This window comes from Pseudomonas sp. FG1 (assembly GCF_034313875.1).
Lineage (GTDB): Bacteria > Pseudomonadota > Gammaproteobacteria > Pseudomonadales > Pseudomonadaceae > Aquipseudomonas > Aquipseudomonas veronii.
In genome coordinates this window covers 6,553,970-6,578,847 of record NZ_JAVIWP010000001.1, presented here as the reverse complement: position 1 = coordinate 6,578,847, position 24,878 = coordinate 6,553,970, and the positions used below count along the sequence as shown (strand labels likewise).

21 protein-coding genes are annotated in these 24,878 nt (G+C 62.2%); 9 read left to right on the top strand and 12 right to left on the bottom strand.

Annotated features, from left to right (window positions below; genetic code table 11):
- Window positions 1-141: 141 nt before the first annotated feature.
- The 5 genes from RGV59_RS30305 to gap form a co-directional block, all read right to left on the bottom strand.
- Complete coding sequence (locus tag RGV59_RS30305) at window positions 142-750, bottom strand: biliverdin-producing heme oxygenase (protein ID WP_017846098.1); 609 nt, start codon at window positions 748-750, stop codon at window positions 142-144.
- A 140-nt stretch (window positions 751-890) separates the two neighbouring features.
- Window positions 891-3,455 (bottom strand): TonB-dependent receptor, encoded by a 2,565-nt coding sequence (locus tag RGV59_RS30300; protein WP_026139917.1) that lies wholly within the window; start codon window positions 3,453-3,455, stop codon window positions 891-893.
- 116 nt (window positions 3,456-3,571) lie between these two features.
- Window positions 3,572-4,540, bottom strand: a complete 969-nt coding sequence (locus RGV59_RS30295; RefSeq protein ID WP_017846096.1) for a FecR family protein — start codon at window positions 4,538-4,540, stop codon at window positions 3,572-3,574.
- 74 nt (window positions 4,541-4,614) lie between these two features.
- A complete protein-coding gene (locus RGV59_RS30290; protein WP_126585442.1) occupies window positions 4,615-5,133 on the bottom strand; it encodes an RNA polymerase sigma factor in 519 nt (172 codons plus the stop codon).
- Between the two features lie 198 nt (window positions 5,134-5,331).
- A complete protein-coding gene (gap, locus tag RGV59_RS30285; protein ID WP_046490029.1) occupies window positions 5,332-6,333 on the bottom strand; it encodes a type I glyceraldehyde-3-phosphate dehydrogenase in 1,002 nt (333 codons plus the stop codon).
- Window positions 6,334-6,554: 221 nt separating this feature from the next.
- On the opposite strand from gap, the gene edd reads away from it, so the two are divergent.
- The 4 genes from edd (at window position 6,555) to RGV59_RS30265 (ending at window position 11,665) form a co-directional block, all read left to right on the top strand.
- Entirely contained in the window at window positions 6,555-8,381 is a 1,827-nt protein-coding gene (gene edd, locus RGV59_RS30280) for a phosphogluconate dehydratase (protein ID WP_017846093.1), read from the top strand.
- Complete coding sequence (locus RGV59_RS30275) at window positions 8,378-9,334, top strand: glucokinase (RefSeq protein ID WP_017846092.1); 957 nt, start codon at window positions 8,378-8,380, stop codon at window positions 9,332-9,334. The genes edd and RGV59_RS30275 overlap by 4 nt, the downstream gene beginning before the upstream one ends.
- Window positions 9,335-9,471: 137 nt before the next feature.
- The gene (locus RGV59_RS30270; protein ID WP_017846091.1) at window positions 9,472-10,206 is read left to right on the top strand and encodes a response regulator; all 735 of its coding nucleotides are present in this window, start codon (window positions 9,472-9,474) and stop codon (window positions 10,204-10,206) included.
- Between the two features lie 31 nt (window positions 10,207-10,237).
- Entirely contained in the window at window positions 10,238-11,665 is a 1,428-nt protein-coding gene (locus RGV59_RS30265; protein ID WP_162231530.1) for an ATP-binding protein, read from the top strand.
- Between the two features lie 130 nt (window positions 11,666-11,795).
- Here the strand turns inward: RGV59_RS30265 and RGV59_RS30260 are convergent, their stop codons facing one another.
- Window positions 11,796-12,725, bottom strand: a complete 930-nt coding sequence (locus tag RGV59_RS30260; RefSeq protein WP_017846089.1) for an AraC family transcriptional regulator — start codon at window positions 12,723-12,725, stop codon at window positions 11,796-11,798.
- Window positions 12,726-13,052: 327 nt separating this feature from the next.
- Between RGV59_RS30260 and RGV59_RS30255 the strand changes: the two genes are divergently transcribed.
- Both RGV59_RS30255 and RGV59_RS30250 read left to right on the top strand, forming a co-directional pair.
- A complete protein-coding gene (locus tag RGV59_RS30255; protein ID WP_017846088.1) occupies window positions 13,053-13,394 on the top strand; it encodes an antibiotic biosynthesis monooxygenase family protein in 342 nt (113 codons plus the stop codon).
- A gap of 41 nt (window positions 13,395-13,435) precedes the next feature.
- Window positions 13,436-13,681, top strand: coding sequence for a hypothetical protein (locus RGV59_RS30250; protein ID WP_017846087.1), 246 nt, complete (start codon window positions 13,436-13,438; stop codon window positions 13,679-13,681).
- A 135-nt stretch (window positions 13,682-13,816) separates the two neighbouring features.
- Here RGV59_RS30250 and RGV59_RS30245 read toward each other — a convergent pair whose 3' ends face one another.
- The 5 genes from RGV59_RS30245 to RGV59_RS30225 form a co-directional block, all read right to left on the bottom strand.
- Window positions 13,817-14,449, bottom strand: coding sequence for a flavin reductase family protein (locus RGV59_RS30245; protein WP_046490032.1), 633 nt, complete (start codon window positions 14,447-14,449; stop codon window positions 13,817-13,819).
- 289 nt (window positions 14,450-14,738) lie between these two features.
- A complete protein-coding gene (locus tag RGV59_RS30240; RefSeq protein WP_017846085.1) occupies window positions 14,739-16,058 on the bottom strand; it encodes an MFS transporter in 1,320 nt (439 codons plus the stop codon).
- Window positions 16,059-16,274: 216 nt separating this feature from the next.
- Entirely contained in the window at window positions 16,275-17,600 is a 1,326-nt protein-coding gene (locus tag RGV59_RS30235; RefSeq protein ID WP_322247137.1) for a sigma-54 dependent transcriptional regulator, read from the bottom strand.
- Complete coding sequence (locus RGV59_RS30230; RefSeq protein ID WP_046490035.1) at window positions 17,594-19,360, bottom strand: ATP-binding protein; 1,767 nt, start codon at window positions 19,358-19,360, stop codon at window positions 17,594-17,596. Before RGV59_RS30230 ends, RGV59_RS30235 begins: the two co-directional genes overlap by 7 nt.
- 105 nt (window positions 19,361-19,465) lie before the next feature.
- Window positions 19,466-20,989 carry a fumarate hydratase gene (locus RGV59_RS30225; RefSeq protein ID WP_017846082.1) on the bottom strand — a complete coding sequence of 508 codons (1,524 nt, stop codon included), beginning with the start codon at window positions 20,987-20,989 and terminating at the stop codon, window positions 19,466-19,468.
- 217 nt (window positions 20,990-21,206) lie between these two features.
- Here RGV59_RS30225 and RGV59_RS30220 point away from each other — a divergent pair, with 217 nt between their 5' ends.
- Window positions 21,207-22,151 (top strand): iron-sulfur-binding ferredoxin reductase, encoded by a 945-nt coding sequence (locus RGV59_RS30220; protein ID WP_079444601.1) that lies wholly within the window; start codon window positions 21,207-21,209, stop codon window positions 22,149-22,151.
- Window positions 22,152-22,243: 92 nt separating this feature from the next.
- Here the strand turns inward: RGV59_RS30220 and pyk are convergent, their stop codons facing one another.
- Window positions 22,244-23,695, bottom strand: a complete 1,452-nt coding sequence (pyk, locus tag RGV59_RS30215; protein WP_017846080.1) for a pyruvate kinase — start codon at window positions 23,693-23,695, stop codon at window positions 22,244-22,246.
- A gap of 172 nt (window positions 23,696-23,867) precedes the next feature.
- Between pyk and RGV59_RS30210 the strand changes: the two genes are divergently transcribed.
- Together RGV59_RS30210 and RGV59_RS30205 are read left to right on the top strand one after the other, a co-directional pair.
- The gene (locus tag RGV59_RS30210) at window positions 23,868-24,242 is read left to right on the top strand and encodes a tetratricopeptide repeat protein (RefSeq protein WP_017139782.1); all 375 of its coding nucleotides are present in this window, start codon (window positions 23,868-23,870) and stop codon (window positions 24,240-24,242) included.
- Window positions 24,243-24,469: 227 nt separating this feature from the next.
- A complete protein-coding gene (locus tag RGV59_RS30205) occupies window positions 24,470-24,829 on the top strand; it encodes a PilZ domain-containing protein (RefSeq protein WP_026139915.1) in 360 nt (119 codons plus the stop codon).
- The last annotated feature ends 49 nt before the right edge of the window (window positions 24,830-24,878 follow it).

Here is a 24,878-nt window from a genome sequence, read left to right as displayed (position 1 = left end):
GTGTGGGGGGGCGGTGCGACGATTCGACTTGCTCCCGATGACGGCGTGTCAGCCATCATTTTCATGGCTGACCCACCCCTATCGGGAGCAAGTCGAATCGTCGCACCGCCCCTCCCACCGATTACGCATTTCAATCGAATATCAGGCCAGCTCAGGGGCGGTAGCGTATGCCTGTTCGAGCAACACCGTGAAGCGCATAAACGCATTGAGCGCACCTTTTTCCACATCGGCTTCTTCTTCGGCGCTGAATTCCAGGCCGTCGAGGGTGCGGGTGAAGCGCTTCCAGCCGTCGGCGCGGCCGCCGGCCGGCTCGCCGAGGTGGCGGGCGCCGAAGGTTTCGCTCAGGCCCAGGGCCACGGCGCGCTTGATCAGGAACGCCGCGCCCAGCTTGGAGCCTTCGGAGACGAACAACCAGCCCAGGGCTTCGGCTTGGCTCGGGTTCTGCACGGCGCCGGGGACGGCGGCCGGCACGTCAGTGTCCAGGTCGGCCAGGTCCAGCCTGGCGGCGTCGGCGCGGCAGCGCTCGGCCAGGTCGGGGACGATCTTGATCAGCGCGGCATCGTTGTACAGCGCCACCAGTTCCGATTGGAACAGGTACTGCGCCACCACGAAGCGCGCGAAGTTGGGTCGGGTTTCAAACGGCGCGTGCGCCTTGACCAGCGCATCGAGCCGGGTGTGCGGCTCGCTGGTGATCTGGTTCAGGCGCTGGGAGCGCAGGCTTGGGCGTTCTGCGGAAGGCGAAGCGGTCATGACAAAGTCCTTGTGAAGGGAGCGCCGTGTTGCCCTGAGGCATGGCTGGGCGGTTAGTAACTAGACGAACAAGAAGACGCGGCACAGTAAAAAATCCTCACCTCGCCGGTGATTGATTCCGGCGAGGCGAGGCGGATTGATCAGATGTCCCAGATCACATTGATCGCAAAGTTGCGACCGGGCTGGGTCAGGCGGTCGAGGTTGGCCGGGCCGGTGACACCGGCTTCGCCGACGCTGTCGTAGCTGCGCACGTCATCCCAGTTCCAGTACTTCTTGTCGGTCAGGTTGTAGAGGCCGGCGTTGAGGGTCACGTCGCGGGTGACTTTATAGAAGCCGGTCAGGTCGAGGATGCCGAAGCCTGGGGTCTTGAACGGGCCGTTGGCGCTGTCGCCGTCGGGCGCGAAGAAGGTCTTGCTGTCGACACGGTCTTGTTTCTTCACCAGGGTCCAGCTCAGCAGGCCACCGTAGTTGTCCTGTTCGTAACCCAGGCCGAATACGCCTTTGAGTGGGTTGACGCTGTTCAGTGGCTCGCCGCTGTCGTCGTTGCGCCCGTAGGCGTAGGCAATCGACCCCTGGGTATACAGGCCCTGAGGCGCCCCGAAGGCGTCGAGGTTCAAGCGGCCCTTGGCTTCCGCGCCCTTGATGGTTGCGCGCTTGATATTGACGGCCTGGAACTGTTCGACGGTGCCGCCGACGACCGCGTTGTCTTCGTCGATAAAGTCGCGGTACTTGTTGTAAAACACCGCGATGTCGAAGGAGCCTGCGGCGAACTTGCCGCGAATCCCGGTTTCGATGCCTTTGCTGGTTTCCGGCTTGAGGTTGGGGTTGGGCTCGACGGTGTAGCCCAGGTTCAGGTTTTCAAAACGTCCGTACAGCGCCTTGGCCGAGGGCGTGCGGAAGCCTTCGGCGTATTGGCCAAACAGGGTGTAGTGATCGGTCAGGGCATACGTCAGGCCAAACTTGGGGGTGACACGGTGCCAGGTTTTTTCCTTGTCGCTCACCGGGTATTGGCCGGTCGGGTTGACGGTACTGAGGAACGCTTGGGTCAGCTTGGGTTTGAGCTGGGTGTAGTCATAACGCAGGCTGGGCAGGAAGGTCCATTTGTCCCAGGCGATCTGGTCCTGGGCAAACAACGAATAGGTGTTGATGGTCGGGTCGGGGAAGTCGCTGGCCTTCTTCACGCTGTCGCTGGCCGTTGGGCTGGGCGCGCCAATGGCTGTGCAACCGGCGCCGACGGCGAGGCAAGTAGCTGCGCCCTCGCGGGAGCCGGTGACTTTCTGCTGCTTGAGCGTGGTGCCGTAGGTCACTTGGTGATCGGTTTCGCCGAGGCTGAATGCCTTGTCCAGCTGGGCATCGAATACCCACTGTTTTTCTTCGTAAAGCGTGTCGCGGGTGCGCAATACCCGACGGCCGGCCTGGTAGATTTCTGCGGTGCTCTGGTCGGTCTTAGCGATCTGGTAATTGAGACTGGTCTTGATGCGATCGGTCACGGGCGAGTCGAGGGCGAAGGTGTTTTCCAGGCCAAAACGTTCGCGGGTGATGGTGTCGTTGCCCCGGCGGTCACGGTAGAGATTGAAACCTTGACCACCGACGAACGGGCCACCCACGGCATTCTTCAGGTTGACGTCGCGATCGTCCTTGTACTTCTCGTAAGTCAGGCCCAGACGGTTGTCATCGCCATAGTTCCAGCCCAGTTTGGCCAACACGTTGGTGGTGCGCGCCTCCTCGGGGTTGGCGCCGGTGCGGGCCAGGCCGGTGGCGTTGTTGCCGTCGTAGGCTTCGGTTTCATGGCCGTTGCGCTGGCTCAGGTGCAACAAGCCGTCAACGTCCTGTACGCGGCCGGCGACGGTGGCGGAGGTCAGCCAGCTCTCGTCGGCGGAGCTGTAGCCGGTCTTGAGGCGGGCGCCGACGTCCTGGCCGGGCTTGATGATGTCGTCCGGGTCGAGGGTGAAATAGCTCACCGCGCCGCCGATGGCGCTGCTGCCGTACAGGGCCGACGCCGGGCCGCGCAGGATTTCCACGCGCTTGACGATTTCCGGGTCGACGTAGTTGCGACGGGTCTTGGCGTAGGGGCCGTTGAAGAAGTTGTCCGGCACTTCCACGCCATCGACCTGGGTGAGGATGCGGTCGCCGTCGATACCGCGAATGTTGTAGCCCGCATTGCCGGCACGGGTGCCGGCGCCACCGACCGAGACGCCCGGCTCGTAACGCACCAGCTCGCGGATCGTGTTGACGTTCTGGCGGTCCAGGGTTTGGCGATCATGCACGCTGACAGTGTTCGGTACGCTGTTGACGTCCTGCTCGTTACGGGTGGCGCTGATGGTCACCTGTTGCAGGTTGAGGACACCGCCGGCAGCGCGCTTTTCCAGGACGATGTTGCTGTTGCCGAGTTTGCGGTAGCCCAGGTTGGTCCCCACCAACAAGCGCTCTAGGGCTTTTTCCGGCGACAGCGCACCGCGCACGCCAGGGGACGACACGCCTTGGCCCAGCTCCGCCGGCAGGCCGACTTGCCAGCCGGTCACGGCGGTGAAGGCATTGAGTGCCGAAACCAGTGGCTGCTGTTCGATGCTGAAGCTGTAGTTGCCGTGGCTGCGGGCGGTCGGTTCGGCGGCGGCGGCCGTCAGCGGGGTACCGGCCAGCAGGAGGGCGGCGGTCAGCAAGGACAGCACGGGTGAAGAAGACCGGCGATTGAAACGAGAGGACATCGAGAGCGCTCCGGAAGTACGAGTCTTATAGTTGCGCACTGGTTCAAATAGGAATCAGTTGCATTGGCTAAGACGAGACGTACAGCCGAGGTCTATCGAGTAAAAATAATTCTCATTTAGTTCAGGATCACCAAGGCCGGGTATTCAGAGAGCTTGGCCGAGGTGATGTGGGCCAGGGAACGCACTACGTCCAACGGTTGGTCGAGGCGGTAGTTGCCGGTGACGGCGACGCTGGCGAGTTGGTCGTTGGTGTTGACGATCCAGCCGGGGTAGTAGCGGCGCAATTCGGCGAGCACTTCGCTCATCGGGCGGTTTTCGAAGATCAACCGGCCCTGGACCCAGGCCAGGTCCTTGTTGGCGTCGAGCCTGGCGGGTTGACCGAAGCCCTTGGGACCGATGCGGATGCTTTGCCCAGCGCTCAGGCGCACGCGGGCATCGTCGAAGGTGTTGCTCAGGTCGACGTCGCCGCGCTGCACCTGCACCTGCGCTTCGCCGTTGAGGTAGCGCACGGCGAATGCGGTGTCGCGCACGCTGGCGCGCACCGGGCCGGCGTCGACTTCCAGGGGCAGGCCGCGGTTGGGCGTTACCTCGAAAAACGCTTCGCCTTGGTAGAGGCGGGCGATGCGCTGGTGATCCCGGGTGGTGCTGGAGAACGCCGAATCGGTGTTCAACAGGACGTTCGAGCCCTCATCCAATTGCAGGCGCTGGCGCTCACCCACCACAGTGAGGTGGTCGGCTTGCAGGCGTACCGGCAGGTTGCTGAAGCTGAACAGCCCGAGCATCAACACGGCGGCGGTGGCCAGTGGTTTCCAATGCGGTTTGATACGGCGCCAGGCCCCGGGTTTGCGCGGTGCGGCCAGCGCGACGGCGGCGCTGTGGACGGGCGCCCCGCCCCAGGCGGCCTGGGCTTTGCCGAAGGCCTGGACGCGCGCCGGGTCGCCGGCCAGCCAGGCTTCGAACGCGGCCTGCTGCCCGGGTTGCGGGCACTGCAGGGCGATCAGCCAGTCGAGGGCCTGGTCCATCGCCGGGTCTTGCAACACCTCATGAGCCAGCGCATGGGGGCGCAGTTTATTCGGGTCGGTCACGGTGTGCCTCGGGTCTTCGCCACGTTCTATTTATCTTTCCTACAGCCTGGGTCGACATTTCTGTCGGGTGAAGCTTAAGGCTGATCCAGCCGTTCGGCCACACCTACACAGATGGCCATGATCAATTTCAGTTCCTTTTGCACCGTGCTCAAGGACACTTCCAATTGATCGGCAATCTCCTGGTAGCTGCAACCATGCAGGCGGCTGAGGATGAAAATCCGTTGCTGGCGGGCACTCAATTGGCCGAGGCTGACGCTCAGGTGCTCAAGCAGTTGCTCGGCCTGGGTCGCGTCTTCGGGCGTGCTGATGGGGGCGGCGACGCTTTGCAGGACGTCCAGCGGGACATCTTCCTGCAGTGTGCGCGCCTGTATCCTGCGTGAACGCAAGTGATCCAGCGCGAGGTTGCGCGCGGTCTGGTAGACGAAGGGTTCGAGGTGATCGATCGGCCGCTCGCCCAGGGCCCGGGTCACGCGCAGGTAGGTTTCCTGCAACAGGTCCTCGGCGGTGCTGTGGTTGTTCACCATCCGCTGCAAGGTGCGTAGCAGAATCACCCGTTGGGTGAGAAAGACTTGGTTGAAGCGAGATTGGCTCACAGCGATACCGGACCGATTTGTAGTTAATGATAATGCGTATCATCAGCACAAATGGCAAGTGGCTGTTTCTCTGGACCTCTACCGATCAAATGTGGGAGCGGCTTGCTCCCGATTACGGAATGTCAGTCAACACATGCATGACTGATACACCGCCATCGGGAGCAAGTCGAACCGTCGACCCGCCCCTCCCACAAAAGATTATTCGGCGTTGCAGAGCGCCAGGCAGTTGTCCAGCATGCGGTTGGAGAAGCCCCACTCGTTGTCGTACCAGGCCAGCACTTTCAGCAGTTTGCCGCTGGACTTGGTGTGGTTGGCGTCGAAGATCGACGACAGCGGGTTGTGGTTGAAGTCACTGGAAACCAGCGGCAGGGTGTTGTAGCCGAGGATCTTCGAGTGCTGGCTGGCTTCCTTGAGCAGCGCGTTGACTTCCTCGGCGGTAGCGTCTTTCTTCAACTGCACGGTCAGGTCCACCAGCGATACGTTGATCACCGGCACCCGCACGGCCATGCCGGTCAGCTTACCCGCCAGTTCCGGCAGCACCAGGCCGACCGCTTCGGCGGCGCCGGTCTTGCTCGGGATCATGTTCTGGGTGGCCGAGCGCGCGCGGTAGGGGTCGGTGTGGTAGACGTCGGTCAGGTTCTGGTCGTTGGTGTAGGCATGGATGGTGGTCATCAGGCCGCTTTCGATGCCCAGCTCGCGGTGCAGCACCTGGGCCACGGGCGCCAGGCAGTTGGTGGTGCAGGAAGCGTTGGAGATGATCTGGTGGGATTGACGCAAAATGTCATGATTTACCCCGTAGACCACGGTGGCATCCGCGCCTTTGGCCGGGGCAGAGATGATCACCTTGCGCGCGCCGGCGCTAATATGGGCAGCAGCCTTGGCCCGGTCGGTGAACAGGCCGGTGCATTCGAACACCACGTCGATATTGTGCGCAGCCCAGGGCAGGTCGGCCGGGTTGCGAATGGCGCTGACGGCGATCCGGTCACCATTGACGGTCAGGCTTTCCTGATCGTGTGCGACCTCTGCATCGAAAGTACCGTGGACGGTGTCGTATTTGAGCAGGTGGGCATTGATCGAGCTGTCGCCCAAGTCATTGATCGCGACGATCTGCAAATCCTGGCGATAGCCTTGGGTATACAGTGCGCGCAGGACATTGCGGCCGATACGGCCAAAACCATTGATTGCGATTCGAAGAGTCATTGGAGAGTGCCTGTCGTCGATTTGTTGTAAGAATTACAAGATTATTCGCATAAAAATAGAAAACAAGCCTTTTTAGTGGCAATATTTTGTTCAATCTACAACGAGTGACCTGAATCAACTGGTCCGATGAACCAAGCGACTCTCTGCCATCCCATGTGCCGCGGGCGTTTGATCAGCATAGACACTCAGGTCGCCACATCCGTTAGCCTGGAGTTCTACACATGCATCCCCGCGTTCTTGAGGTCACCGAACGGCTTATCGCCCGCAGTCGTGCAACCCGTGAGGCTTACCTTGCGCTCATTCGCGGCGCCGCCAGCGACGGCCCGATGCGCGGCAAGCTGCAATGCGCCAACTTTGCCCATGGCGTGGCCGGTTGCGGCACCGAAGATAAAAATAGTCTGCGTATGATGAATGCCGCCAACGTGGCAATTGTTTCGTCATATAACGACATGCTCTCGGCGCACCAGCCGTATGAACATTTCCCGGACCAGATCAAAAAAGCCCTGCGCGAAGTCGGCTCGGTCGGCCAGTTCGCCGGCGGCACGCCTGCCATGTGCGACGGCGTGACCCAAGGCGAACCGGGCATGGAGCTGAGCCTGCTCAGCCGTGAAGTCATCGCCATGTCCACGGCGGTAGCGCTGTCCCACAACATGTTCGACGCTGCGCTGATGTTGGGCATCTGCGACAAGATCGTCCCCGGCCTGATGATGGGCGCCCTGCGCTACGGCCATCTGCCGATGATCTTCGTTCCTGGCGGGCCAATGCCGTCGGGCATCTCCAACAAGCAGAAGGCCGACGTGCGCCAGCGCTACGCCGAAGGCAAGGCCAGCCGCGAAGAGCTGCTGGAGTCGGAGATGAAGTCCTACCACAGCCCCGGCACCTGCACCTTCTATGGCACCGCCAATACCAATCAGTTGCTGATGGAAGTGATGGGCCTGCATTTGCCCGGCGCCTCGTTCGTCAACCCGTACACGCCGCTGCGTGACGCGCTGACCCGCGAAGCCGCACATCAGGTCACGCGCCTGACCAAGGCCAACGGCAACTTCACGCCGATCGGCGAGATCGTCGACGAAAAATCCATCGTCAACGCCATCGTCGCGCTCAACGCTACCGGCGGTTCCACCAACCACACTTTGCACATGCCGGCCATCGCCATGTCGGCGGGGATCATCCTGACCTGGCAAGACATGGCCGACCTCTCCGAGGTGGTGCCGACCCTGTCCCACGTGTATCCAAACGGCAAGGCCGACATCAACCACTTCCAGGCGGCGGGCGGCATGTCGTTCCTGATTCGTGAACTGCTCGAAGCCGGCCTGCTTCACGAAGACGTCAACACCGTGGCCGGCAAAGGCCTGAGCCGCTACATCCAGGAACCGTTCCTGGTCGACGGCGAACTGATCTGGCGCGACGGCCCGATCGAAAGCCTCGACGAAGCCATCCTGCGCCCGGTGGCCCGTGCGTTCTCGCCCGAAGGTGGCTTGCGCGTGATGCAAGGCAACCTCGGCCGTGGCGTGATGAAAGTCTCCGCCGTGGCCCCCGAGCACCAGGTCGTCGAAGCCCCGGCCGTGGTGTTCCAGGACCAGCAAGATCTGGCCGATGCGTTCAAGGCCGGCCAGTTGGAAAAAGACTTTGTCGCGGTGATGCGCTTCCAGGGGCCGCGCTCCAACGGCATGCCCGAATTGCACAAGATGACGCCGTTCCTTGGCGTGTTGCAGGACCGTGGCTTCAAAGTGGCGCTGGTAACGGACGGGCGCATGTCCGGCGCGTCGGGTAAGATCCCCGCCGCGATCCATGTCAACCCCGAAGCCCAGAGCGGCGGGCCGCTGGCACGGGTGCGCGATGGCGATATCATTCGTGTGGATGGTGTCAAAGGCACCTTGGAGCTTAAGGTGGACGCCGAAGAATTTGCAGCGCGCACACCTGCCACGGGCCTGTTAGGCAATAACGTGGGGGCCGGTCGCGAGCTGTTTGCATTTATGCGCTTGGCCGCAAGCTCTGCAGAGCAAGGCGCCAGCGCCTTTACCTGTGCCTTGGAGACGCTTAAGTGAAGCTTGCGCTGGTCGGTGATATTGGCGGTACCAACGCCCGGTTTGCGTTGTGGCGGGATCAGGCACTGCATTCGATCCGGGTGCAGGCCACCGCGGATCATAAAAGCCCTGAGGACGCGATCAAGGTCTACCTCAAGGAAGAAGGCCTGGCGATCGGCGACATCGGCGCGGTGTGCCTGTCGGTGGCCGGGCCGGTGAGCGGTGATGAATTTAAATTCACCAACAACCACTGGCGCCTGAGTAAGACTGCGTTTTGCAACACCTTGCAGGTGGATGAACTGCTGCTGGTCAATGACTTCTCGGCCATGGCCCTGGGCATGACCCGCTTGAAGCCCGACGAATTCCGCGTGGTCTGCCCTGGCACGCCGGAACCGTTGCGCCCGGCGGTGGTGATCGGTCCGGGCACCGGCCTGGGCGTCGGCACCTTGCTCGACCTGGGCGGCGGCCGTTGGGCCGCGTTGCCGGGGGAGGGCGGCCATGTCGACCTGCCCCTGAGCAGCCCGCGGGAAGCCCAGCTGTGGCAGCACATTTACAATGAGATCGGCCATGTCAGCGCCGAAAGCGCCTTGAGTGGTGCAGGTTTGCCACGGGTGTATCGGGCGATCTGTGCGGTGGATGGTCACTCGCCGGTGCTGGATACGCCGGAAGCGATCACGGCGGCAGGCCTGGCCGGCGACCCGGTGGCGATGGAAGTGTTGAACCAGTTCAGTATCTGGCTGGGCCGCGTAGCCGGTAACAACGTCCTGACCACCGGCGCACGGGGCGGTGTGTATATCGTCGGCGGGGTGATTCCGCGGTTTGCCGACTTCTTTATCCACAGCGATTTTGCCAAGAGCTTCAGTGACAAAGGCTGCATGAGCGACTACTTCAAGGGCATTCCGGTATGGCTGGTGACGGCGCCGTATTCCGGGTTGACCGGGGCGGGTGTGGCGCTTGAACAGGCATTCGCGTAGGCAGTGATCGCGCCATCGGGGGCAAGCCCCCTCCCACACTTGGAATGCATTCCAAATGTGGGAGGGGGCTTGCCCCCGATGAGGCCCTGATGAACAACAGATGACTCAAGTTTGGCCATAACAACAAGGAGGACCCCGTGAGCGTAATCAGTAAATCGATTCTCCTCGTCGACGACGACCAGGAAATCCGCGAATTGCTGCAAACCTACCTCAGTCGCGCCGGTTTCCAGGTGCGTGGCGTGCCGGACGGTGCGGGGTTCCGTCAGGCGATGGACGAGGCGCCGTGCGACCTGGTCATCCTCGATGTGATGTTGCCGGACGAAGACGGCTTCAGCCTGTGTCGCTGGATTCGCCAGCACCCGCGCCAGGCGCAGGTGCCGATCATCATGCTCACCGCCAGTTCCGACGAAGCCGACCGTGTGATCGGCCTGGAGCTGGGCGCCGACGACTACATCGGCAAGCCTTTCAGCCCCCGCGAGTTGCAGGCGCGGATCAAGGCACTGTTGCGCCGCTGCCAGTTCGGCCAGGAGCGCGGCGGCAATGGCGAGGTGTTGGTGTTCGATGAATGGCGCCTGGACACGATCAGCCACCGACTGTTTCACGTCGACGGTGAAGAGGTGATCCTCTCCGGGGCCGACTTTGCCCTGCTCAAGCTGTTTCTCGACCACCCGCAACAGATCCTCGACCGCGACACCATCGGCAACGCCACCCGTGGCCGCGACCTGATGCCGCTCGACCGGATCGTCGACATGGCCGTCAGCCGTCTGCGCCAACGCCTGCGCGACACGGAAAAACCGCCGAGGCTGATCCGCACCGTGCGCGGCAGCGGTTATCAACTGGCAGCCAGCGTGGTTGCCGGCAGTGTCCACTGAACACCTGAGCGAACGTCGCCGCCGCTTCCCGGTGCCGCGCTCGCTGCTCGGGCGCATGCTCCTGCTGACGCTGCTCGCGGTGCTGTTCGCCCAGGCGCTGTCCAGCGTGATCTGGGTCTCGCAATTGCGCGCCACCCAGCTCGAAGGCCTGGTCACCAGCGCCCGCAGCCTGGCGCATTCGATGACCGCCAGCGTGAGCTATTTCCGTTCGTTGCCGGTGGCTTACCGCCCGTTGGTCCTCGACCAATTGCGCAGCATGGGCGGCACACGGTTTGTGGTGACGCTCAACGACCGCCCGCTGGACATGGCGATCTTGCCGCAGACCCCGCGCAAGCAAGCGGTGCTCAAGGCGGTCGATGAAGTGTTGCGCCAGACCTTGGGCGCCGATGTGCATATCTCGGTGGAATTCGTCAGCGCCGAAGACCTGCGCATCTTCAATGCCGGGTTGAAACTCGATGAGCTGCCACGCTCCTGGGCGCATTACGCGCTGACCCTGGAACCGGTGAACCCGCCAGTGCTGGTCACCCAGATCCAACTCGCCCCCGGCGAATGGCTGTACATCGCCTCGCTGTTGCCCGAGCCGTACACCAGCCTTGAAGAACAAGGCCTGCCGTCGCAGCAAGTGTGGTTTATCGTGCTGACCAGCGGCTTTTTGCTGCTGTTCATCGGCCTGTTGGTCCACTGGCAGAGCCGGCCGCTCAAGCGCCTGGCGCGGGCGGCGCGGGACATGTCGCTGGGCGCCGACGTGGAGCCGGTGGCCGAAGGCGGCGGCAGTGAAGTGGTCGAAGTGGGGCGCGCCTTCAATGCCATGCGCGAGCGCATCAGCCGTTACCTCACCGAACGCAGCCAGTTGTTCAGTGCAATTTCCCACGACTTGCGCACACCGATCACACGCCTGCGCCTGCGGGTTGAATTGCTTGAAGATGAAAACCTGCAAACCAAATTCGGCCGCGACCTGGACGAGTTGGAGTTGCTGGTCAAAGGCGCGCTGCAATGCGTGAAAGACACCGACATCCACGAAAACATCGAGCCGGTGGACCTCAACCATGTGCTCGACTGCCTGGTGGAACCGTACCTGGCGCCCAACGGCAACGGCCGCGTGACCCAGCATGGGCGCGCGTTGGCGCCGTACCCGGGCAAGCCGCTGGCGCTCAAGCGCTGCATCGGCAACCTGATCGATAACGCATTGAAATACGGGCAGAACGCCCATTTGCATATCGAGGACGATGGCGCGGAGTTCATCCTGCACGTCGACGACGAAGGCCCCGGCGTGCCGGAACAGCGCCTGGAGCAAGTCTTCGAACCGCACTTCCGCCTCGCCGGCCAGCAGCAGGGCTACGGCCTGGGCCTGGGCATCGCGCGCAACATAGCGCACAGCCATGGCGGCGAAGTGAGTTTGCAGAATTTGCGCGAGGGTGGTTTGCGGGTCACCCTGCAACTGCCCCGAACCCTCGACTAAGCAGCGCCGCCGATCAAATGTGGGAGGGAGCTTGCTCCCGATAGCGGTGCAACAGTCAGCTTATCTTTAGCTGACTCACTGCCATCGGGAGCAAGTCGAACCACCCCTCCCACATCTGATCGGCAGTGAATCACACGCTCTGACGCAACCTGGCCAAATCCCGCAGCGGCGGCGCACCAAACAGCCGGCTGTATTCGCGGCTGAACTGCGACGGGCTTTCATACCCCACCCGATACCCGGCCGCCGAGGCTTCCAGACCTTCGGCAAGCATCAGCCGCCGCGCCTCCTGCAAGCGCAATTGCTTCTGGTATTGCAGCGGGCTCATCGCGGTGATGGCCTTGAAGCGGTGGTGCAAGGTCGAGACGCTCAGGTTCACTTCCCTGGCCAGGTCATCGATGCGCAGCGGTTGTTCGTAGTTGCCATTGAGCCATTTGATCGCCTGGCTGACCCGATGACTCTGACTGTTGGCTACGGCAATTTCATACAGCCGATAGCCCTGCGGCCCACGTAACAAGCGGTAGAGAATTTCACGGCTGATCAACGGCGCCAGCATCGCTATGTCTTTGGGCGAATCGAGCAAGCGCGTCAAGCGCAGTACGGCGTCGAGCAGTTGGTTGTCGAGGCGGTCGACGTACATCCCACGCGCAGTCGGGCGCGATGGCACGCCCATCGGCCCGGCTTCTGCGATCAGGGCGGTGAGCTGCGCCGGGTCGATGTTGATGCGGATCGACAGGTTGGGGTCTTGCTCGGTGGCATCGATGATCCGCCCGGCCACGGGCATCGACACCGAAAACACCAGGTAATTGAGCGGGTCATAGGCGAAGATTTCATCGGCCAGGCGCACCTCCTTGCGGCCATTGGCCAGGATGCACAAGGCGGGCTCCACCAGCACCGGGCTGAAGTCGCGCGGGGTGTTGTGGCGGTTCAGGAACAGTGACGTGATCGCCGTACCGTAGGAGCCGTCTTCCCAGGTATGCCGACGCACGATGCTGGCCAGTTCGGCGCGCTGTTTTTCCATCTCGGCATCGAGGGGCACGGGCTTAGGTTCGGGCGACGACATAGGGCGTCCTCTGCAGGCTTCTTTGATGGGCTCAGCTTAGCGGTGGCGGTGCAAACCGTGTTATGTCGATTCTGCACAATCCTTGCCTGATCCTGCGAAGCTGCGTGAATCAGGCAAGCGCGGCGGCTGTCACGTCCCTGAAACAAGGCGTTTGCCGGTGGAATAAAACCGGCGGGCAATCGTCCTGTCTACGCTTTTCGCAGGATTGTGCAATAAGCCGGCAGGAATCGACTAACCGCGCCTCGACCCGCGCCGTTATCTTTGATCCTGTGGCAACACACCCTCACAGTGCTTGCCGAGCATCACTTCTCAACGGGAGAGTCGAACATGTCCACCCCCATTCCCGCGAGCCATATGGCCTTTATCCGCGCCCGTAGCGGCTGCAGCACCGAACTCGGTGCTCGTTTGAGCAGTTTGATCGAACCGGGCCGTCAGGCTCAGGGTTGCCTGCAATTTTCGTTGCAGCATTCCCAGGTCGACCCCGATGTCTGGCTGGTCTCGGGCCTCTGGAGCAGCGAGCAGGCGATGAGTGCCTACTTCAACTCGCCAGCCCTGATGATCTTCACCGAGCTGTTGAACGACGCAGTCGTGCGCAGCATGGACTTCCAGACCTTCACCGATGCATCCGCCGCCAATGCTTACGGCGAGTACCTGCAACTCGCCGGTTAGGGTTTAGAATGGCCGACTTTCCATTGGCCAGGACCTGCAACATGGCACGTAAACAATTTGCCCACCACGAAGCCGTTTCCGCCGTAGTACCGGGCGAAGGGGGCTACAGCGCCGCCGTCGCCGTCAAGGCACTCGATGGCATGGGCGCACCGCAGTTTCACAAGATCCTGGATGGACAGAAGTTCAAGACGGCATCCGATGCCGATGATGCGGCGACGCTGCACCTTGAGTTGTTGACCGACGTCGACGCAGAAGGTCAGTTGACCTGGGCGACTGCCACAAACTAACGCACGCCGCTGATCTAATGTGGGAGGGGGCTTGCCCCCGATGGAGGTGTGTCAGTCAGCCTATCTGTAGCTGAAACACCGCTATCGGGGGCAAGCCCCCTCCCACATTTTTTATTGCATTGCATTGCATTGCAGTCAGGCTTGGGTGGCGCCTGGGCGATACATTTTGAACAGCGCCTCGGGGCCCAGTTGGAAGTAATCCGCCGGGCCGCCGCCACGCAGGATCGGCTCGGCGGCGGCGGTGTCGTAGATCCCATCCTTGAGCAACCACTTGGCAATATGCACCGCGACCACCTCGCCCAGCACCAGCCAGCTGGGTACCAGCACATGGTCGGCGCGCTGCAGCTGAATGATCTGCGTGACCTTGCACTCGAACGCCACCGGGCTCTCGCCCACCCGCGGCACGCCGACGATCTTCGAGGCCACCGGCGTCAGGCCGGACAACTCGAACTCATTCACCTGCGGCGGCACGGCGGCACAGCTCTGGTTCATCTGCTCGGCCAACGGACGGGTGGCCAGGTTCCAGACAAACTCGCCTGTCTGTTCGATGTTGTTCAGGCTGTCTTTGCGTCCGACACTGGAAAACCCAATGATCGGCGGAATGTAGTTGAACGCATTGAAGAAACTGTAGGGCGCCAGGTTCAGGTGGCCCTCACTGTCGTGGGACGAAATCCAACCGATCGGTCGCGGGCCGACGATGGCGTTGAACGGGTCATGGGGCAGGCCGTGGCCCTTGGCGGGTTCGTAGTAGTAGCTGTCGTCAGACATGGCTGGGGTTCCTGCTGCGCTTTTCTGAGAGGCCGTCATAGTGCAAGCCATGGCGGCGAATTTCCATCGGCCTTATGGGATTTTCATTCAGCGCCCACCTATTTTTCACAGCGTCCCGTTCAGTCTGCGCGCGCGGTCGACACCCCCTATAAGTCGGCCCAGAGTTGTCCTGGTTCCACCTGTGAGAGGGGGCTTGCCCCCGATGGCGGTGGGTCAGCTTGAGACAAGTTGACTGATACACCGCGATCGGGAGCAAGCCCCCTCCCACATTCGTGACTGCGTTCGGCGGTTAGTTCGTGGTGATCCGCGAATGCTTGCGGGTGTCTTTCATGGTCACGTAGACCACCAACGACACCGCGATACATGCGGTCACGTACCAGTAGTAGCCGGTTTCCATGCCGATGCTCTTGAACCACAGCGCGATGTATTCAGCGGTGCCGCCGAAGATCGATACGGTCAGCGCATACGGCAGGCCCACGCCCAGCGCGCGGATTTCGGTGGGGAACAGCTCAGCCTTCACCACCGCGTTGATCGAGGTGTAGCCGCTGACGATGATCAGCGCCGCCATGATCAGGAAGAACGCGCCCCACCAGGTCTGGATGGTGTGCAGGGTGGTCAGGATCGGCACGGTGAACAGCGTGCCGAGAATGCCGAAGGCGATCAGGATCGGACGGCGGCCGACTTTGTCCGACAGCGTACCGACCAGGGGTTGCAGGCACATGAACAGAAACAGCGTCGCCGCCGAGATGGTGGTGGAGTCGGAAATGCTCATGCCGACGGTGTTCACCAGGTACTTCTGCATGTAGGTGGTGTAGGTGTAGAAGGCCAGGGTGCCGCCCATGGTCAGGCCGACCACGGTCATCAGTTCCTTGGGGTGGCGCATCAAGGTACGCATTGCGCTTTCCTTGGCTTTTTCCTTCTTGGTGAACGACTCGGTTTCTTCCATGCCGCGACGCAGGTACAGCGCGACCACTGCACACAGGGCGCCGATGGCGAACGGGATACGCCAGCCCCAATCGTAGAGTTGCTCGGTGGTGAGCACTTGTTGCAGCACGATCAGCACCGCCAGGGCTATGAGCTGGCCGGAGATCAGGGTCACGTACTGGAAGCTGGAGAAGAAACCGCGACGCTCCTTGGTCGCCATTTCACTCAGGTAAGTGGCCGAGGTGCCGTATTCGCCACCCACCGACAAGCCTTGCAGCAGACGGGCGAACACCAGCAGGATCGGTGCGCCGACGCCGATGGTTTCATAACCCGGGCTCAGGGCGATGATCAGCGAGCCGAAGCACATCAGCAGCACCGAGGCCATCAACGCGGCCTTGCGACCGGCGCGGTCGGCATACAGGCCCATCAGCCAGCCGCCGATCGGGCGCATCAGGAAGCCCACGGCGAAGATCGCAGCGGTGTTGAGCAGTTGGGCGGTGGTGTCGCCTTTCGGGAAGAAGGCTTTGGCGAAGTACAGCGAGAACGCCGCATAGACGTACCAGTCGTACCACTCGACCATGTTGCCGACCGATCCGCTGAAGATCGATTTGATGCGGCTGGTGGTGGTGCGTTCTTTCGCCGGCGCAGCCGCCGACCCCAGAGGCAAAGTATTGGAGTTATCCATTGAAGGAACCTTCAGATAGTTGTTTTTATGGAGCGTGCCTGAGCACAGCCTGACTGGGGCTATAGCAGGAGCTGTGCCAGGTGGGGGAAGGCCCGATCTAGAAGGGTTTGCAGCTTTTTTTGAGCGGAAAGCCGCCGATGGTTCTGGGGTGGGTGAGCGGAAATCCGCTTATGGCGTGCCCGCGATGGTGTCTTTGAAAACACCACAAAGAACGCCCTAGAGAAACATCTCGCGCACCAACCCATGCCGCTGCATTTTCTCGTTGAAGGTGCGCCGGGGCAGTTGCAGTTCGGCCAGTACCGCCTTGATATCGCCTTTGTGTCGGGTCAGTGCGGCTTTCAGGCAGTGGGCCTCGAAGGCTTCCTGTTGCGCCGCCAATGATTGCCCGGCATCAATGCCTTCGGGCTCCGGTTCGCCCAGCCCCAGCACCTGGCGTTCGGCGACGTTGGCCAGTTCGCGCACGTTGCCCGGCCAGTCATGGCTGAGCAGGCGCCCCAGTTGCGCGCCACTCAGCGGTTCAACGCTGCGGCCCAGGCGTTCGGCGGCGCTTTGCGCAAAGTGATCGAACAGCAGTGGTATATCTTCACGGCGCTCGCGCAGGGGCGGCAGGCGCAGTTGTGCGACGTTCAGCCGATAGGCCAGGTCTTCGCGAAAGCGTCCGGCGCGGGCTTCTTCCAACAGGTCCGGTTTGGTCGCAGCGATGATGCGCAGATCGACGTGGATGCTCTGATTGGAGCCCAGGCGCTCCAACTTCTGCTCCTGCAACACCCGCAGCAATTTGACTTGCTGGGCCAGGGGCATGCTTTCGATTTCATCCAGAAACAGCGTGCCGCCGTGGGCGTATTCCAGCTTGCCGATACGCTTGCCCTGAGCCCCCGTAAATGCGCCGCTCTCGTGGCCGAACAGCTCGGCTTCAAACAGCTGCTCGGGGATTGCCGCGCAATTGAGCGCGACAAAGGCTTTCTTCGCCCGCGGGCCGAAGTCGTGCAGGCAGCGGGCGACCAGTTCCTTGCCGCTGCCGGTCTCGCCGCGGATCAGCACATTGACCGGCAACGTCGCCAGGTCGAGCACCTGGCGGCGCAGGTTCTGCATGCTGCGGGACACGCCCAACAGGCTGTTTTCCAGTTGTGTCCGATGATCGGCTTGTTGATGCAGGCGGCGGTTTTCCAGGATCAGCCCACGTTTATCGAGGGCGCGACGCAGGCTGTTGAGCAGGGCTTCGGGGCTGAAGGGTTTTTCCAGGAAGTCGTAGGCCCCGTCGCGCATGGCCTCGACGGCCATCGGCACATCGCCATGGCCGGTCAGCAGGATCACCGGTAAGTCGGCGTCGCGCCGCCGCACTTCGGCCAGCAGTTCCAGGCCGCTGAGGCCGGGCATACGCACGTCGCTCAACACCACCCCGGGAAAGTCCTTGGGCAGTTGCGCCAGGCAGGCCTCGGCGCGACTGAACAATTGCACGTCAAATCCCGACAGGCTCAACCATTGCTCAACGGCTGTGCGAATGCTGGCTTCGTCATCGACCACAATCACCGCATTCAACATAGCTCCGGCGTCTCCAGCGCGATAGGCAGGGTCAGGGTAAATACCGCGCCGTCGCCACGGTTAGCGACGCACAGGCGTCCACCCAGTTCATGCACGATAGCGTAGGACACCGCCAGCCCCAAGCCGAGTCCATCACCCACGGGCTTGGTGGTGAAGAACGGGTCGAACACGCTGTTCAGGTGTTCTTCGGCGATGCCGCCGCCGCTGTCGCTGACGGTCAGTTGCCACAGTTGCTCATCGGCGTGCAGGCGGATTTCCAGGCGTTTGCGCGGCTTGTTGGCCATGGCGTCGAGGGCATTGCGCAACAGGTTGATCAGTACCTGTTCCAGGCGGATCGCGTCGCCACGGACCCAGGCGGGGCGGGTCAGGTCCAGCACGGTGCCGATGCCTTCATCGCGCAGGCGCGCGTCGAGCAGTTGCAGGGCCTGGTCGACCACACTGGCCAGGTCGAGGCGCTCGCGCAGGCCGCTGGGGCTTTTGCGGGCGAAGGTCTTGAGGTGGCCGGTCAGCGCGGCCATGCGGGTGAGCATGTCGTCCAGTGGTGTGAGCGCCTTGTAGGCATCTTCCACGCGGCCATGGTCGAGCAGCAGGCGCAGGGTCGCCAATTGCATGCGCTGTGCGGTCAGCGGCTGGTTGATTTCATGGGCTAGGGCGGCAGACATCTGCCCCAGCGCCGCCAGCTTGGCCGATTGCACCAAACCGTCCTGGGCCGTGCGCAGGGCCTGGGTGCGCTCCTCGACAAGCTGTTCGAGCTCTTCGCGGCTGCGCTGGCGCATACGGGCCAGGCGCCAGCGCTGGGTCAGGAACAGCACCAGGAACACCAGCGCCAGCCACGAACCGGCGGCGGCGAGGCCGGCGTTGCGTTGGTCTTCGAAGGCGAACTGGGGTTTGCGCAGCAGGTGCAAGGTCCAGCCTTCGCCTTTCAGCGGCAGGGATTCCCAGATGTACCGGGCGTTGCCGTCGGGGCCGTTGACGCGCATCAGGTGGCTGTTTTCGTCGAAACGCTGCAGGGTCTGGGTCTCCAGCGATTGCAGCTGTTTCTTGTCGTACTGGCGGGTGGCCGTGAGTTCGGCGAGGTCGCTGGCCGACAGCGGGCGCAGGTTGCGATAACGCCAGCCCGGCTGGTTGGCGATAAACACAATGCCGCGTGCATCGCTGACCAGCAGCAGGTCGTTGCCCTGGGCCCATTCGCGCTCGAGTTCGGGGAACTCCAGTTTGACCACCATCGCGCCGAGGAACTGCTCGTGTTCATCGAGCACCGCGCTGGATAGGAAATACCCCGGCACGCCGGTGGTCACCCCGACCGCATAAAAGCGCCCGGTGCCCTGGCTCAGGGTCTGCCTGAAATAAGGCCGGAACGCATAATTGTGCCCGACGTAACTGCTCGGCAGCTTCCAGTTGCTCGCGGCCACGGCCAGGCCGGTGCGGTCCATCAGTTCCAATGTGGAGGACTGCGCGGCGCTGTTGATACGTTCCAGTTTACGGTTGAGCAGGTCCTGGGTCGCGGCATCCAGCGGGCCTTTCAACGCGCTGATCATTTCCGAGTCCAGTGCCAGCACGGCGGGCAGGGCGCGGTAGCGTTCGATCAGGGTGTGCAGCGAGTTGGCGTACAGCGCTAATTGCTGATTGGCACGGGCGGCATCGTCCACCAGGGCCTGGCGTTCGGCATGGCGGGTGGCCAGGGCAGCGGCCAGCACCGCACCGGCGATGATCAACAGGGAGTAGAACGTCAGGCGCAGGGGGCGAGGGATCGCGATCATACGGAGATGAACAGCTGCAATTAGGGGGGAGCACCATAGCATGCGCGATAAAAAAGGCGACTGGGCTGTGTAGCCGCAGTCGCCTTTATCGGTGCGAAGAAGCGCTTACTGCACTTCTACCGCCAGGCTTTCACTGATCTTTTTCTGCCAGATGGCAGGACCGGTGATGTGGACGGATTCGCCTTTGCTGTCCACCGCAACGGTGACCGGCATGTCTTTCACTTCGAACTCGTAGATCGCTTCCATGCCCAGTTCGGCGAAAGCCACCACGCGCGACTTCTTGATGGCTTGCGCCACCAGGTAAGCAGCACCGCCTACGGCCATCAGGTACACGGCCTTGTAGTCCTTGATCGCTTCGATGGCGGTCGGGCCGCGTTCGGATTTGCCGATCATGCCCAGCAGGCCGGTTTGTTCGAGGATCTGACGGGTGAACTTGTCCATCCGCGTCGCGGTGGTCGGGCCGGCAGGGCCAACCACTTCGTCGCGCACCGGATCAACCGGGCCGACGTAGTAGATGAAGCGACCCTTGAGGTCCACCGGCAGGGTTTCGCCCCTGTTCAGCATCTCGACCATGCGCTTGTGCGCCGCGTCGCGACCAGTCAGCATCTTGCCGTTGAGCAACACGGTTTCGCCCGGCTTCCAGCTCTGCACGTCTTCCGGGGTCAGGGTGTCGAGGTTGACGCGACGGGCCGACGGGCCGGCTTCCCAGACGATTTCCGGGTAGGCGTCCAGCGGTGGCGCTTCCAGCGATGCCGGGCCCGAACCGTCGAGCACGAAGTGCGCGTGACGGGTGGCGGCGCAGTTGGGGATCATGCACACCGGCAGGGAGGCGGCGTGGGTCGGGTAATCCATGATCTTCACGTCGAGCACGGTGGTCAGGCCACCCAGGCCCTGGGCGCCGATGCCCAGTTGGTTGACCTTCTCGAACAGCTCCAGGCGCATCTCTTCGATACGGTTGGAAGGGCCACGCTTTTTCAGCTCGTGGATGTCGATGGATTCCATCAACACTTCCTTGGCCATCACGGCGGCTTTCTCGGCGGTGCCGCCGATGCCGATGCCGAGCATGCCCGGTGGGCACCAGCCGGCGCCCATGGTCGGAACGGTCTTGAGCACCCAGTCGACGATCGAATCGGACGGGTTGAGCATGGCCATTTTCGACTTGTTCTCGGAACCACCGCCCTTGGCGGCCACGTCCACTTCCACGGTGTTACCCGGGACGATGGAGTAGTGGATCACCGCCGGGGTGTTGTCCTTGGTGTTTTTACGCGCGCCCGCCGGGTCGGCGAGGATCGAAGCACGCAGGACGTTTTCCGGCAGGTTGTAGGCGCGACGCACGCCTTCGTTGATCATGTCGTCCAGGCCCATGGTGGCGCCGTCCCAGCGCACGTCCATGCCTACGCGCACGAACACGGTGACGATACCGGTGTCCTGGCAGATCGGGCGGTGGCCGGTGGCACACATGCGCGAGTTGATCAGGATCTGGGCGATGGAGTCACGGGCTGCCGGCGATTCTTCGCGCAGGTAGGCTTCGTGCATTGCCTGGATGAAGTCAACGGGGTGGTAGTAGGAAATGAATTGCAGGGCGTCGGCAACGCTCTGAATCAGGTCGTCTTGCTTGATCACGGTCATGAGTCGCGCTCCTCTATAAGGGAACATTCAATAAAGGTGGCTTCAGTGGGGTGTATCGGTCGGCTGAAACCACCTTTCCAAGGCACGCCGAGTGATGCTGGCGCGACGCTAAAAAGGCGCGGCAGTATAACCCGGCACGGTGGCCGATACACCCGACTATGGTCAAACTCTGCCGGGCGTGATTCCCTGTGTAGGCTTTTTTGATCCGAGACCTTGTATGCCTGAACTGTACGTCGGCGAACGCCACTGGTCGGTCTCCACCGGCAGCAACCTGTTGGATGCCCTGAACCAGGCCGGCGTTGCCGTGCCCTACAGTTGCCGCGCCGGTAGTTGCCATGCGTGCCTGGTGCGTTGCCGGGGCGAGGTCGAAGATCAGCAGCCCGACGCCCTCAGCCCGGCGCAACGCGAGAACGGCTGGCGCCTGGCCTGCCAGTGCCGGGTGGTGGCGGACCTGCACGTCGAAGCGTTTGACCCGAGCCGTGACGGCGTGCCGGCCGCGGTGGTCGGCGTGGAGTGGTTGAGCACGCATGTGCTGCGCCTGCGCCTGCAACCGGAGCGCGGCCTGCGCTACCGGGCCGGGCAGCATCTGGTGTTGTGGGCGGGGCCGGTGGCGCGCCCGTATTCCTTGGCCAGCCTGCCCGAGGAAGATCCGTTCCTGGAGTTTCATCTCGACTGCCGTCAGCCCGGCGCATTCAGCGATGCCGCTCGACAGTTACGCGTCGGTGACCGTCTGCGCCTGGGCGAACTGCGCGGTGGCGCTTTGCAGTACGACCCCGACTGGCAAACCCGGCCGCTGTGGCTGTTGGCGTCCGGCACCGGCCTGGGCCCGTTGTGGGGCGTGTTGCGTGAGGCGTTGCGCCAGGACCACCAAGGCGCGATCCGCTTGATTCACCTGGCCCACGATGCCAGCGGTCACTACTTGGCCGAGCCCCTGGCAGCGCTGGCCGAGCGCCATCCGAACCTGACGGTGGAGCTGTGGACGGCGGCGCAGTTGACCCCGGCCTTGGCGCAACTGCGGCTGGTTTCCCGGCAAACACTGGCCTTGCTCTGCGGGCATCCGGCCAGCGTCGAGGCGTTCTCCAAGCGCCTGTTCCTGGCGGGGCTGCCGCGCAATCAACTGTTGGCTGATGTGTTCCTGTCCAGGTCGATCAGCGGGTGCTGACGACGTTTCCACAGGCAAGCCCATTACCGTGAGCCGCAAAGCAAAAAGCCCCGCCATTCACAGGGCGGGGCTTTGTTTTTTCAGCAGATCACTCAGACCATTGGGTCGCCAACGTGCAGGATCTTCATGCCGTTGGTGCCGCCGATGGTGTGGTAGCTGTCGCCCTTGGTCAGGATGACCCAGTCGCCTTTCTCCACCACGCCACGCTTGAGCAGTTCGTCGATGGCAGCCTGGCTGACTTGCTCAGGCGGCAACGACGCCGGGTCGAACGGTACGGTGTAGACACCACGGAACAACGCCGCGCGGGCCTGGGTTTCGCGGTGCGGGGAAAACGCGTAGATCGGTATCGAGGAGCGGATACGCGACATGATCAACGGCGTGTAGCCACTTTCGGTCAGGGCGATGATCGCTTTGACGCCAGGGAAGTGGTTGGCGGTGTACATGGCGGCCAGGGCGATGCTCTGGTCGCAGCTTTCGAACACTTTGCCGATGCGGTGGCTGGAGGTCTTGCTGGTCGGGTGCTTTTCGGCACCGATGCAGATACGCGCCATGGCCTGGACGGCTTCCAGCGGGTACGGGCCAGCGGCACTTTCAGCCGAGAGCATCACGGCGTCGGTGTAGTCGAGCACGGCGTTGGCCACGTCGGACACTTCGGCGCGGGTCGGCATCGGGTTCTGGATCATCGACTCCATCATCTGGGTCGCCACGATCACTGCTTTATTGTGGCGGCGTGCGTGCAGGATGATTTTTTTCTGGATACCGATCAGCTCGGCATCACCGATTTCCACGCCCAGGTCGCCACGGGCAACCATCACCGCGTCGGACGCTTTGATCAGGCCGTCGAGGGTTTCGTCATCGGCCACGGCTTCGGCGCGTTCGATCTTCGCCACCAGCCAGGCAGTACCACCGGCTTCGTCGCGCAGTTTGCGCGCGTATTCCATGTCGGCAGCGTCGCGTGGGAAGGACACCGCAAGGTAGTCCACTTCCATTTCGGCGGCGAGCTTGATGTCGGCCTTGTCTTTTTCGGTCAGGGCCGGCGCCGTCAGGCCACCACCGCGACGGTTGATACCTTTGTGATCCGACAGCGGGCCGCCGATGATCACGGTGCAGTTCAGCTCGGTGACGCTGGCGGTGTCGACTCGCATGACCACGCGGCCGTCGTCCAGCAGCAGTTCGTCGCCGACGCCGCAATCCTTGACCAGGTCCGGGTAGTCGATACCCACGACGTGCTGGTTGCCGTCGGTCAGCGGGTGGCTGGTGGAGAAGGTGAACGTGTCACCGATCTTCAGCTCGATCCGTTTGTCGGTGAATCTGGCGATGCGGATTTTCGGGCCTTGCAGGTCACCCAGCAATGCGACGAAGCGACCGTGTTTGGCGGCCAGGTCACGCACCAGCTTGGCGCGAGCCTTGTGCTCGTCCGGGGTGCCGTGGGAGAAGTTCAGACGGGCAACGTCCAAACCAGCCAGAATCAGCTGTTCGAGGACTTCCGGCGAGTTACTGGCCGGGCCAAGGGTGGCGACGATTTTGGTACGACGGACGGACATGCACAGACTCCTGAGTTCAAGCGCTGAGGAAGGCTACTATGCTCTTTGGTTGTAGTCATTGTTCGTTTGCACTACTTATCGGCGATTCGCTTTTCGCTCCGGTTGAATAGCTGAACAACCTTGAAGATTTTTGACGAGGGGTCGATACACTGCACAAGACAGGAGAACCCTCATGCGAATTTTGCTCATTGCTGCCCTGGCCGTCAGTGTTGTCGGCTGTACCCGCTGGTCGATGGACCACCATTTGAACAACGCCTACCGTGCGTACGGGGTTGGTGACTGCGAGCGCGTGACCCTGGAATTGTCCCAGGTCGACCGGGAAAGTCGCACCCGGCGCTATGTGCAGCCGGAGGTCTCGATGTTGCGCGGGCAGTGTTTGGAGCGACAGAAGCTATTCGTCGACGCGGTGCAAACCTATCAGTTCATCATCAACCAGTACCCGTCCAGCGAGTACGCCTATCGGGCCCGTGCGCGTCTCGACACCCTGCAACAACTGGGGCACTACTCCGGGGCGAGCGTTGCGCAGCCACGTCCGGCGTCGTTGTGATGCTATTTGTCGTTGCATAGCTGGCCCGTTGCCAGTCTTAAGCTATTCTTTGAATGTCCGTTTGTACAAGTTTGTGTCCAAGCGGATGGAACACTTGGGATTGGCAGGCTGTAGAGTGGCAAAGCGCTAGCTGTTGTCACACCGATCTCCAGGGAGAGCGGGGGTGTTTAGCCCGTTCCGAATCACTGGCGCGGCCAGAGTTATGGCCAATGGATGGCGATATCATCATGTTTACCGACCGACGAATTGAGCGGCATCAATTGTCTTGTTTCCTGCAAGTGTTCAACCGGCTTACGGATAAGCCCATTGGTTACTTGGGTAACGTATCTGCAGAAGGACTGATGTTGATCAGTCAATTGCCGATGATGGTCGACGTGGCGTTCGAGCTGCGCTTGAAGATTCCCACGGTCGACGGTGATTTCCAGGCAGTTGATTTCACCGCGACCTGTTTATGGAGTCACGAGGACATCAATCCCCAGCATTACGACTCGGGTTTCAGCGTGGCTGAGGCGCCTGTCGAATACGGCCAACTGATCAATGCCTTGCTGCAGTATTTCAGCTTTGACCCCTTACAGGCGTCCGCTTAGACATAGCGCGCAGTCGCCCCGGCTTGGGTGTGGCGACCCAAGCCGGGGT